Consider the following 11,661-nt stretch of genomic DNA (forward strand, 5'->3'; position numbering starts at 1 on the left):
GGCAAAGTCTGCAAAGCTAGAATTGCAAGGCGCAGGTTTGAAGGCCTGGTTTGGGCTGCGGCGAGTTGCTGATCTTAAATCATCCCAAGATCCATCTCAGGCCTTCATCTTAAAGTTAGATGGCTGCTGCAATGGAGGGCGGCCGAGCATTTGCCAATCCTAACGGTGCTGAGTCGCAATTTCTCTAAAGCTTCCGTTATCGATGTTGAGCACAACAATCTAGGAGATGGCTTATGGAGTTATTGTTAGACCAACTTCTTCAGACAAACTCCTAAGTGTACCATCGTGACAATGCCAAAAGCGGAATATCCCCACAAACGGAAAATTGATGTTATATAGATAAATAGGAATATAAATTCTTGAGTTGTAGGTCATCGGCACCACCGCGCTATCTTGATTTAGGAGTTCCACATGCTTCGAGCTTTTGTTTGTTCTATCTCACTAGGGCTGGCATCATCGACTGTCCTTGCAGATGCTGTTCCAAGTGAAGAAGCCGCGGCAGGCTTGTTCTCAGATCAACCGTATTCCCCGTATGCCGAACGCACTTTCCCCGAGCGACCGCTGTGGGGAGACACGCATCTTCACACCGGGCTTTCGCTGGACGCAGGTGCTTTTGGGAACACTCTGTTGCCTGATGAAGCATGGCGTTTTGCAAAAGGTAAACAGGTTACTTCTTCAACGGGTCAACCAGTAAGACTGGCCCGGCCTCTGGACTGGATGGTTCTTACGGATCACACCGACCTAATGGGATTCGCCCCTGACCTTCAGGCTGGCAAGCCAGGCGTTCTTGCCGATCCGAAAGGTTTGGAATGGTACGAAGGTTACAAGGCAGGCGGCGAAGAGGCCGGCAAAGCGGCGTTCGATATCATTACCAATTTCTCGCAAATGACCCTGCCAGAAGTCCTGCTGGACTCCTACAGCCCGGGTGCTGACGCTTTTGCTTTTACATGGGAGCAAATCGTTCTGGCTGCGGAAGAACATAACGACCCCGGCAATTTCACGGCGTTCATAGGGTTCGAGTGGACTTCTGTACCCAAGGGCTTCAACCTGCACCGGAATGTTATGCTGCGCGATGGGCCCATCAGGGCGCTTCAGATGGTGCCGCCAGTCACGCAACCGCCCTTTGGTGATACCGACCCAAGAACGCTGTATGCATGGCTAGATGACTATCAAGAAAAAACGGGTGGTCGCGCGGTAGCTTTCGCCCATAATGGCAACCTGTCGAACGGATGGATGTTCCCGACCGAAGACACCTATCACGGTGGCAAGGTCGACGAGGAATATGTGGCTGCCCGCGCAAAATGGGAACCCCATTACGAAGTCACTCAGATCAAGGGCGATGGCGAAGCGCACCCCTATCTGAGCCCCGACGACGAATTCGCGGATTACGAAAACTGGGACGTTGGCAATCTCGACATAACCGAGCTGAAAACCGATGACATGCTGGCCGGCGAGTACGCCCGAGAAGCCTTGAAGCGCGGTTTGTTGTTGGAAGAGAAGTTCGGCGTGAACCCATATAAGTTTGGCATGGGTGGCGCGACGGACAGCCATACGTCTCTGGCAACTGCTGAGGAAGACAACTTCTTCGGAAAATCCGTCAGCGTTGAACCTTCGGCCACGAGAATAAAGCATCCTTTCATCGCCAACGATCTTGGCGAAATTCCTGGCGACCTCCTTGTAGCTTCCGGGTACACGGCCGTTTGGGCGACCGACAATACTCGCGCTGCGATCTTCGATGCGTTCAAGCGGCGCGAAACCTACGCGAGCACTGGACCGCGGATTGGTCTACGGTTCTTTGGCGGATGGGATTTCCTCGACGCTGATGTCGAAACTCGCTTCCTTGCGGATGTGGGCTACACAAAAGGTGTTCCAATGGGTTCGGATCTGCGACCTCGCGAGGGTGAAGGTCCACCCACATTCCTGATCGCCGCTCTACGCGACCCGGTCGGGGCCAACCTGGATCGTGTACAGGTGATAAAGGGATGGCTCGATTCCGAAGGTGCTTTGCAGGAAAACGTCTATGACGTGGCATGGTCGGACAACCGTGTTGCCGATCAAAACGGCAAGATCCCTGCGGTTGGGAATACCGTGGATCTGGAAACCGCCAGCTGGACCAATACAATTGGAACCGCCGAACTGGTAACCGTTTGGTCTGACCCTGATTTCGATCCAAATGCGCGGGCATTCTATTACGTACGTGCGCTCGAAATCCCAACCCCACGCTGGGTGTTGTACGACAAACTGAGGTTTGGTGCGGAGCTGCCGGAAGATGCGGTACTTACGCATCAGGAGCGCGCGTATTCCTCGCCGATTTGGTACACGCCGGCAGATTGACCTTACTTCGTGCAGATTTGGGGACCCAGATCGCAATCACTAACTCGGGACGCTCTTATGATAAGCGGCGCACCTTGAGTTGCAATTCCTTGTGTTATTCAACTGCCTGATGCCAGCATAAAACATAATGCCGTATCGCGTTTCACGCAGGAGCCTTCATGCGAATAGTGAAAGAACCTCTGTTCCATTTCTTCTTGATCGGAGCTGCCATATTCATTTGGTTCCACATAATATCACCAGATAACGACGCCGCTGCAGATCCGGAGACGATAGCGATAAGCGAAAGTGATGCCGCGCTGTTAGCTTCACAGTTCGAAGCGAGGTGGAAACGCCAGCCAAGCGGTTCTGAGCTACAAGCGTTGGTCGACGCTTCAATTCGCGAAGAAGTTTTAGTTAGGGAAGCAAGGAAGCTTGGCTTGGAACGCGGAGATAGCGTGATTAGATCGCGGCTGAGCCAAAAGATGGATTTTCTGACCGAAGCCATCGCCGCTTCAGTTATTCCAGAAGACGAAGATCTAGAGGCTTTCCTCCAACAAAACACGGACCGCTACGCGACACCCAATAAGGTCGCGTTCACTCAAGTTTTTCTTGGTGAAGGACCAAGTGAGACCGAGATTGAAAGGGCACTGGCCGCCTTGCGTGCGGAACAAGAGACTTCCGGCTTGGAAAGCGCGACACTGCTGCCTGCATCAATGCCCCTAACCGCGACACGGGTAATCGACTCGGTCTTTGGAACCGGATTTTCCAATGGTCTCGCCAATCTCGAAAAAGGTCAGTGGATGGGGCCGGTCCAATCGGGTTACGGCATCCATCTGGTGAAAGTGCTTGCCATTGAACCAAGCCGGATACCTCGCTTGCAAGAAATCCACAGTGTGGTGCTTCGTGATTGGCGTCGCGCCATGAGCGAAGATTTGGCGCAGGCGCAATACGAGGCTCTTGCCGACAATTATGAGATCACAGCACCCGATCTCACAGGTCAGGTCAAATGAATTTCATACTCAGCTTGATGTTTGCTCTGCTGTTCGCGTGGCCCACGGGGTACGCCAACGCGCATGCGCTTGATCCGGGATACTTGGAAATTCGACAAATCACTACGGACACTTGGAGTGTTAATTGGCGAAAACCAGATGTTTATGGTCAACCAATGGCGATTGATGCGGTGTTACCGGATGGCTGTACACCCTCACACGGCCCTGACCCAATCTCCGATGGGCGAGCGTGGGTTTCTTCCTGGGTTGTCGAATGCCGTGCTGAGATCGCGGGCCAATCCATCGAGATCGACGGACTGGCGGCACAAAAGAACGACGTTTTGGTCCGTGTGCATCCTCTGCACGCCGAGCCTGCCACGCTTCGTTTCACCCCGGATGCTGCCATCCAAAACATACCTTTTGAACAGACAACATGGTCTGTTTTCATAGCCTATTTTCAGTTGGGTTATGAACACATACTAGAAGGCTGGGATCATCTGCTCTTCGTCTTCGCCCTATTTATTTTGGTCCCTGATCCGTGGAGACTGGCGGGAGCAATCACGGCATTCACCTTGGCACATTCAATAACACTGGCACTGGCAACGCTGGGATTTCTGAATGTCCCCGGCCCGCCGGTCGAGGCCGTCATTGCGCTTTCTATCGTTTTTTTGGCGATGGAAATTGTTAAGGGCGGCGACGGGCGTTTTCGACTTTCAAAACAAAAGCCCTGGATCGTTTGTTTCGGGTTTGGGCTTTTGCACGGCCTTGGTTTTGCAGGCGCTTTGGCCGAGATAGGACTTCCCTCCAACGATATTCCTGCAGCCTTGTTTGCCTTCAACCTAGGCGTCGAAGCTGGTCAGTTGAGCTTTGTCGGAGCTTTGGCACTTCTTGTCGCGATCTGGCGATTGATGGCACGTCCAGTTAGCCAAAGGGCGACTGTGATTGCCGCTTATGGCATCGGGTCGGTATCGATGTACTGGCTCATAGAACGTTTAAGTGGGTTCTAAAGCGATTTACCTCGATGTCGTTGAGGTGGTAGATCGGCTCAAGGCACTAGTCGATTGCGAAGCGCGCAAATTGACCGGATGCAGGTGCAACCGCGCAGAATAGGTTGCGAAAAAAAGCCCACTTCATCGCATGCCCAACTTTAGTTTACCTAAGCGGCCATAGTTGCTACATATCCAAACTGTGGATCAGGAATGGGCGTGGAGAACCTGCCGCGTTTGACGATCACCATGAGCTTTACTGGAGGGCGGCAAAATCACGGACATGGCCTGCTCCCGGAAATCATGAATGCAAATCTCCGGGTGCTTATGGATACTATGATTATTGGCGAGAACGCGCAGGGCCAGATCGGAAGGGCTACTATGCGCTTCGATCAGGTAATTGGCCCCTGCTATCGCTAAATAGCGAGGCTGATGCGTCGCCTGGCTCTCCACAGGCAACCTGGTTGAACGAAATTATTGCCGCAAACCCGGATGCTTGCATTGGTGACTTTTATCACAAACCTGCCTACTCAACCGTTCCGAGGGGCGGCTCCGACGCAAAAGCACTTTTTAAAGTCCTGGCGGATTCCGGTGTTTTATTTGTGTTATATGGGCATAACCATTTTACGAGCGCACCGAGCCGACGGATGGAAATGGGAGGCCCGCCAAGGGTGGCACTATGAATTTCATCTCAGGCGCTGGAGGGAATACAGAAACCGATCGATTAGAACGCGCCGCTTTTGCGGATCAGTTGATCACCAATGCTCCCGGCGTTTTGAAACTAGATTTTTCCAGCGACGAGGTGACTTGGACGTATGTAAATGGTGAGAAAGAAACCAAAGCCGATGCTGGCAAATTTGCATATGAAAAAGCACTTTGAGTGCGGACTTGTTAAACAACTAACGTTAGCCATTCTATTTGAATTCATGGTAATTGCGGCACGCATACTTCAGCGAGCACCTTCAAACCCGCTCGCCATAAATGGGATAAAGCAAACGACAAGCGATGTTTAACGGGTTTTACATGAAGCGATCTTTGGTTGAGTGGTCAGTTCTCCTGCGGACCAAGCAAACCATTACTTCAATCGCCGGATAGCGGTCGATGCCTACCAGTATCACGATTGGGCGAATGACCCCAGGAATGCTTTTGAAGTACTTGACGGAGTTTGGTCTGGTCATTCCCAAACGCCATCCCGCGCCACGGTGAAGCGTAGTTAATCTGACAAAACCTTTCAGTTGTGCTCTGCTAAGAAAGCCAATGCGTCTCTCTCGAAACGCGGCCACTCTGGGTCGTTGTCCGGCATGGCATGGTTAGAGCTTTCGTAGGCGATGAACTTCGCGTTGGGCAATCCCTTTGCGAACAGCCGTCCCTGATCGACCGGTTGCATCCTATCTCCCGTCGCATGACAAACTAGGCACGGCACTTCAACCTTTGACAATGTTTTCTGGATATCAATTTGGTCGATCACATCGCGATACCGTCCCATGTTTTCGGGCGAGATCATTTGGCTCATGTCTTTTGCATATTGCCGCCGGGCTTCTTGGCTCGCGCCTGGCACAATGATCTGCGCCATCAAATCGCGTAGAGACGGATACTCGTCGTCCCACCCTGCATTCATCATGTGTTTCATAGCCAGAGCCCGCTCCACATCCTTCGGAGACTTACGTTTTGCTCGTCCTACTGGGAAACCACCGATCATAACAATTGCCGAGACCCGGTCTGGTCGACGGGCTGCAAAGGCGGCGGCTACAGCAGACCCCTGTGAAATCGCAAGGATTGGCGCGCGCTTTAAACCAGCCGCGTCGTAAACGGTTTCCAAGTCATCAACGAACCTATCGAACGTGCAAGTTTCTGCATCCCAGTCGGAAAGACCGTTGAGCCGTGCATCAAATCGAATTAGTCGGTGATGTTGCGCAACCGAAGTGCAAATTGGAGCCACCGCAGGATTGCGCCAGTCCAGTTCTAGATGTCCAATCCAACTTGGTGCTTTAACAACCGGGGATCCGTCACCCACTACGCTCCAAGCCAGACTAATGCCGTCATCAGTTTGACAGTAGCGGATTTCTTGTGTTTTGGCGAAATCAACTCGTGACTTTGATACACCTTCATCAGTGAAATTAATCGACAATACCTCAATCGGCTGTGCAATACCTTTGAGTGTCCGCAGTCCCTCTCTGTGCAATCGGTTGGCATAATCCGACCCGGCAAGATCGCAGAGTACTTTTGAGACCAGAATGCCACCGGGTTCAGCTGCCGCTTGGAGACGTGCCGCAATGTTTACGCCGCCTCCGAAGATATCTTCACCGTCCACAGTGACATCGCCTACATGCAAGCCTGCTCTAAGCTGAATGCGTTCTGGAACCAAATATGGATGGTCTGGCTCTCTAAGGTGGGATTGAATCGCGATTGCCCCTTCGAGTGCGTGACTCGCTGACGGAAATTCTATTAGTGCCCCATCGCCAAGAAGTTTGACCACCCGGCCATGGTGCTGTCCGACGATTGGTGTCACCAAATCGCGGTACAGCGTGTTCAGTGTTTTGAGCAGTGCCTTTGAGCCACCCTGCATCATCCGACTGAAGCCGACGACGTCGAGAGACAGGATTGCAGCAAGGCGACGTTGGCTCATGGTTATTTCCCGCAAGATTGCTCGAAAACTCTACCACGCCCATAAGATGTTAGAATCGATAACTTGTCAGAAGGCGTGTTTTTTGCTTCGAGATTACCGTTCGCAAGGTCTCTAAAAGTCGGAAAATCGGAGATACAGTCACGTAAAGTGCCTGCAGATACGTCTTTTTGCGAAAGGCCGTTTTGTCCGAGTCTCTGTCCTTGCCTCGATCTTGATGAGCTTACGCAGACGGAAGAACCGGACCTGAAAGACTGAAACCTCGAACCGGAGACAGCCAAGAACCGCATAGCGAAGACAGGCGTCATCAGACAGAAGCGCCCACATGACAACAGTGAGCGCAAATCAGCTAAAAGAATGAGCAGGTACTCCATTTCTCGCCAAATTGCGGCGTCGCTATCGACTCAAGGCGTTCCATGATAAACTTAGCGAATTTAGTGGGGGAAAATCCCGATGGAGTACTACGACCTCGGCGACTACACTCGTAAGATTTCAACGTCGTCAGATAACGCTCAGAGATGGTTTGATCGGGGCTTGGCGTGGACATATGCCTATAATCACGAAGAGGCGATAGTTTGCTTTCAAAAGGCTCTTGCCGCCGACCCCGATTGTGCGATGGCGCATTGGGGCATCGCGTATTGCATCGGACCTAACTACAACAAGCCTTGGGAAACTTTTGAGGACGACGAGAAGCCCGACTGCATCGCATTGGCAAGTGCATCAATCGAAGCCGCTACCGTGCTTTTAGATCGATTGACACCAATTGAACGTGCCTTGATCGAGGCGATCCCATCCCGCTATCCGAGTTCGCCAGACGTAGAGGATTTCAGACCCTGGAATGATGCCTTTGCTACCGCAATGCGCAAAGTCCATGCCGAATTCAGCAATGATCTGGACGTGTGCGCCGTCCTTGCCGAGGCTATCATGAACCGGACGCCTTGGCAGCTTTGGGATTTACCGACCGGGAAGCCAGCCGAAGGCGCAGACACGCTTGAGGCAATTGGCGTGCTCGACACAGCGTTCTCCTCTCTTCCTGGCGCATGGGAACATGCTGGGCTTCTGCACATGTATATCCATCTGATGGAAATGTCCCCGCACCCCGAAAGGGCGCTGCGCCATGGCGATGCGCTCAGCACACTGATTCCGGACGCCGGGCACCTACTGCATATGCCTACTCATGTCGACGTTTTGTGCGGTGACTACATGAACGTGGTGCTTCGCAATCAAGCGGCCATCGTTGCCGACAGGAAGTTTCTGAAGCACGAAGGCCCCGACAACTTCTACTCCGTTTATCGCTGCCACAATTACCACTTCAAGATCTACGGAGCGATGTTCCTCGGACAACCGAGTGCAGCGATCGAAGCGGCGGAAGAATTGATTGCGACATTACCTGCGGAGACCCTTCGCCCCATGGCTGACTGGTTCGAAGGTTTCATCCCTATGAAGCAACATGTTCTGATCCGGTTCGGACGCTGGCAAGAGATACTCGATCAGGACCTGCCAGTGGATGAAGAGCTTTTCTGCGTCACTACCGCCATGATGCGGTACGCGCGAACCGTTGCCTTGGCGAACCAGCACAAGATCACTGAAGCCGATGGTGAAAAGGTAAAGTTTTATGAAGCTTTGGATCGGGTGCCTGAAACCAGAATGCTGTTCAACAACACGTGCCTCGACATCTTGAAGGTTGCTGAGCAAATGATGCTAGGTGAGCTAGCCTATCACAAGGGAGAGCACGAGAGCGCTTTCGAGCATCTTCGCAGATCGGTCGAGATTGATGATGCGCTGCCCTATGACGAACCCTGGGGTTGGATGCAGCCCACTCGGCATGCGCTCGGCGCTTTATTATTGGAGCAAGGCCATATGGTGGAAGCGGAAAGCGTCTATCGCGCCGACCTTGGTCTGGATGCAACGCTTAGCCGGGCCTGCCAGCACCCAGGCAATGTCTGGAGCTTGCACGGCTTGTACGAATGCCTGACTCGGCGCGGTGAAACGGTTGAAGCGCCCCAAATAAAACTACAACTGGACAAGGCCGCTGCCCGAGCCGAAGTGCCAATCAAAGCATCATGTTATTGCCGGCACAAGGCTTTGGCAGCCGAGTAATCGGCTGCCAGAAGGACAGTCTGAGTCAAAAGCAACATCTACTTTACCCGCAATGCGGGCTTCAAATCGAGTTGGCCGAACGGCCGCATAGAATCCAAAACTCTAAAACGCAGCGCCCTAGCCGATTGCCGCTATGCAGCAATATCGTTGACTCTGCTCTCTCGGGTGTCTTATCGCTGTTGTCATGATGAAATCGTTCTTTGCACTCCAGGACTATTATCCTCAGCTTCGATAGCTGCGGGTGCTTCATCATTAGTTTCCGCTGCCCCTGACAGCGGTCAACAAACAATCGACCTTGTGCCGGGCGGCAAATTTAAAGGTCGAAAAATGAACAACAACAGAAGAAATCAAAACACTTCACTAGGTATCGTGGGGTTTGGTGCGTTCGGACAGCTTGCAGCCCTTCATCTTAGCCAGCACTTCGAAATATCTGCTTACGATCCGTCCCCAGACGTTGCCAAGGCCGCAAAGCAACTCGGAGTACGTCTGTCATCATTATACTCAGTATCGCAGGCTGACGTGGTCCTCATTGCTGCACCAGTATCCTCATTTGAGCAAGTTGTCAGCGAGATCGCGGCTGCTTGTAAGCCCAGCGCGCTGATTGTTGATGTAGGCTCAGTAAAGGTAGTTCCCTCGGAAATCATGCGGCGGCGGCTACCGAACGATGTAGACATAATCGCGACCCACCCCTTGTTTGGTCCTCAGAGTGCTGCGACAGGTATTAAGGGTTTGAAAATTGCCGTCTGCCCCATTCAGGGAAGGCAACATGCCAGACTTGCTGCGTTTTTGCGCAAGACACTGGGTCTGACTGTCATCATGACAACTCCAGAAGATCACGACCAAGAAGCGGCAGTAGTCCAAGGGCTCACGCACCTCATCGCCAAAGTGCTTCTGCGAATGGGACCGCTGCCAACGCGCATGACCACGAAGAGTTTTGACTTGCTGTCTGAGGCGATTTCCATGGTTCAGCACGATGCGCCAGAAGTATTCGAAGCGATTGAGAAGGCCAATCCCTACGCCGAGACCGTCCGACGACGGTTTTTTGATTTGGCCGCAAGTCTGAGTGTAGAGCTGGAGGCAGCATTTGATTACACCGCCAACAACAAAAACGGACGTTGAATACCTGTCGGATCTCGAACAACGCATAGTGAAAGCGTCGGGCGAACTGGCCTTTTTCTTTAAGGCCTTTCCAAAATGCATCCCGAAGGGTGACGGGTCCGCAATGCAAAACGGTTTTTCTACCATGTCTCTCGCGAAACCGAAAAAGGCCGATGCGTCGAAGCGGTCCACTTTGGATGTTTCGCGCAGGACAAAGGTTAGATTGTTGTAACGCGATGCGGCTTCTTACAGTTCATCAAGATGCACTGCTTTGCTCCTGCCTCGGACGGAGTAGATTCGCGTAACCGGGCCGCCCTCCGGCTGCAGCGCCCCCGCTATTGCGGAAAGCTTAGGACGCAAAGGTCAAATTCAACTGATGCCCAACGTTGGCAGCGCCTTCCGATGTCGAAAGTACCCTGCTTTTCTGGTCTGACTATGACGGTTGGATCAGGTTTGTGTGACATTCAACAGGAAAGTTGTGCGATACATAGTTTTACCCTCCAATGACACTTAAGTCATTGACTATTAGTCATTCGGTAATTCTTCGGCGTACAGGTTTTGCCGTTTGCGGCTCAAAAGCCTTCCACAACAAAGGTGCGTCTAGAAAGCCGTCACTACGTTAATTGCGGTGCAAGTTGGAGGAGCGTCCACGTCGAGCCATAGGACGAAATGAAGTCCGTCATCTGATCAAAAAATATTTACTCTTCAAGCCAGAAGACACCACGCGATGGGGTTTCAGAAGAAAATACAGTTTCAATTGAACCTGTTCAGATCATCAAACCATGTCCCGAGCTTAGATTGTGCCAAATTTTGGATTTCATCCTTCAATTCCGAAACCAATTTCAAGTATCAGCACTAGACTGTTACAGCCTGCAGCAACTCACCGCGTGTCACGTCTTCCCTGGTGCCGTTGCTTATGACTTCTCCTCGTCGCAACGCGATAAATCTGTCGGCAAGTTCATAGGCAAAGTCAAAGTATTGCTCCACTAGAATGATTGCTATTCCTCTCGTGGTTCTGAGGTGTCGGATGACTTCGCCTATCTGTTGGATGATGTTGGGCTGAATACCTTCGGTCGGCTCGTCCAACAGAAGCAGGCGTGGTCGTGTTATCAATGCCCGTGCAATCGCCAGCTGTTGCTGCTGACCGCCAGAAAGGTCACCTCCGCGACGGTTTTGCATCTGTTTGAGGACCGGGAACATATCAAATATATCACCTGGAATGAAATGTTCGCTGGCAGGCAGACAGGCATATCCCGTTTCAAGATTTTCGCGAACTGTGAGCAAAGGAAATATCTCACGACCTTGTGGGACATAGGCCACACCTTTCCACGCCATTTGATGAGCAGGCAGGACGCCCAGAATTTCCCCGTCCAGTTCCAGACTGCCGCCCGATCGCGGATGCGTACCTGATATTGCTTTCATAAGGCTGGTTTTCCCGACACCATTGGTCCCCATGACGCAAGTCACTTCACCTTGTCTGGCTTCCATGGAAATCCCGTTGAGGATTTGCGAATGCCCATAATGCAAAGTCAGTTCTGTTAGCTTCAGCATT

The 11,661-nt window shown here is 52.1% G+C and carries 9 protein-coding genes; 7 read left to right on the top strand and 2 right to left on the bottom strand.

What is annotated here, in order from left to right; translation table 11 throughout:
- Positions 1–411: 411 nt before the first annotated feature.
- From ACR0EN_RS16350 to ACR0EN_RS16370, 5 genes are all read left to right on the top strand, one after another.
- On the top strand, positions 412–2,334 hold the full coding sequence (locus ACR0EN_RS16350) for a DUF3604 domain-containing protein (RefSeq protein ID WP_480587818.1): 1,923 nt from the start codon (positions 412–414) through the stop codon (positions 2,332–2,334).
- Between the two features lie 158 nt (positions 2,335–2,492).
- Complete coding sequence (locus tag ACR0EN_RS16355) at positions 2,493–3,323, top strand: peptidyl-prolyl cis-trans isomerase (protein WP_170565398.1); 831 nt, start codon at positions 2,493–2,495, stop codon at positions 3,321–3,323.
- A gap of 17 nt (positions 3,324–3,340) precedes the next feature.
- Positions 3,341–4,309, top strand: coding sequence for a HupE/UreJ family protein (locus tag ACR0EN_RS16360; RefSeq protein ID WP_480587821.1), 969 nt, complete (start codon positions 3,341–3,343; stop codon positions 4,307–4,309).
- 192 nt (positions 4,310–4,501) lie between these two features.
- Positions 4,502–4,708 carry a hypothetical protein gene (locus ACR0EN_RS16365; RefSeq protein WP_480587824.1) on the top strand — a complete coding sequence of 69 codons (207 nt, stop codon included), beginning with the start codon at positions 4,502–4,504 and terminating at the stop codon, positions 4,706–4,708.
- 259 nt (positions 4,709–4,967) lie between these two features.
- Positions 4,968–5,168, top strand: a complete 201-nt coding sequence (locus ACR0EN_RS16370) for a hypothetical protein (protein ID WP_170818954.1) — start codon at positions 4,968–4,970, stop codon at positions 5,166–5,168.
- Positions 5,169–5,519: 351 nt separating this feature from the next.
- Here ACR0EN_RS16370 and ACR0EN_RS16375 read toward each other — a convergent pair whose 3' ends face one another.
- Positions 5,520–6,914 (bottom strand): alpha/beta fold hydrolase, encoded by a 1,395-nt coding sequence (locus ACR0EN_RS16375; protein WP_480587826.1) that lies wholly within the window; start codon positions 6,912–6,914, stop codon positions 5,520–5,522.
- A gap of 450 nt (positions 6,915–7,364) precedes the next feature.
- Here ACR0EN_RS16375 and ACR0EN_RS16380 point away from each other — a divergent pair, with 450 nt between their 5' ends.
- Positions 7,365–9,011, top strand: a complete 1,647-nt coding sequence (locus ACR0EN_RS16380; protein WP_170818956.1) for a hypothetical protein — start codon at positions 7,365–7,367, stop codon at positions 9,009–9,011.
- 297 nt (positions 9,012–9,308) lie between these two features.
- A complete protein-coding gene (locus tag ACR0EN_RS16385; protein WP_480503755.1) occupies positions 9,309–10,130 on the top strand; it encodes a prephenate dehydrogenase/arogenate dehydrogenase family protein in 822 nt (273 codons plus the stop codon).
- An 834-nt stretch (positions 10,131–10,964) separates the two neighbouring features.
- Here the strand turns inward: ACR0EN_RS16385 and urtE are convergent.
- Positions 10,965–11,660 carry an urea ABC transporter ATP-binding subunit UrtE gene (gene urtE, locus ACR0EN_RS16390; RefSeq protein ID WP_170597604.1) on the bottom strand — a complete coding sequence of 232 codons (696 nt, stop codon included), beginning with the start codon at positions 11,658–11,660 and terminating at the stop codon, positions 10,965–10,967.
- Position 11,661: the final 1 nt, after the last annotated feature.

This window comes from Ruegeria sp. AB7 (genome assembly GCF_056542625.1).

Bases quoted from the DNA above. Each gene is read 5' to 3' on its own strand.
- ACR0EN_RS16360 (WP_480587821.1), top strand. From the start codon at position 3,341: ATGTTTGCTCTGCTGTTCGCGTGGCCCACGGGGTACGCCAACGCGCAT.
- ACR0EN_RS16380 (WP_170818956.1), top strand. From the start codon at position 7,365: ATGGAGTACTACGACCTCGGCGACTACACTCGTAAGATTTCAACGTCG.
- ACR0EN_RS16355 (WP_170565398.1), top strand. From the start codon at position 2,493: ATGCGAATAGTGAAAGAACCTCTGTTCCATTTCTTCTTGATCGGAGCT.
- ACR0EN_RS16350 (WP_480587818.1), top strand. From the start codon at position 412: ATGCTTCGAGCTTTTGTTTGTTCTATCTCACTAGGGCTGGCATCATCG.
- ACR0EN_RS16375 (WP_480587826.1), bottom strand. From the start codon at position 6,914: ATGAGCCAACGTCGCCTTGCTGCAATCCTGTCTCTCGACGTCGTCGGC.
- ACR0EN_RS16365 (WP_480587824.1), top strand. From the start codon at position 4,502: ATGGGCGTGGAGAACCTGCCGCGTTTGACGATCACCATGAGCTTTACT.
- urtE (WP_170597604.1), bottom strand. From the start codon at position 11,660: ATGCTGAAGCTAACAGAACTGACTTTGCATTATGGGCATTCGCAAATC.
- ACR0EN_RS16370 (WP_170818954.1), top strand. From the start codon at position 4,968: ATGAATTTCATCTCAGGCGCTGGAGGGAATACAGAAACCGATCGATTA.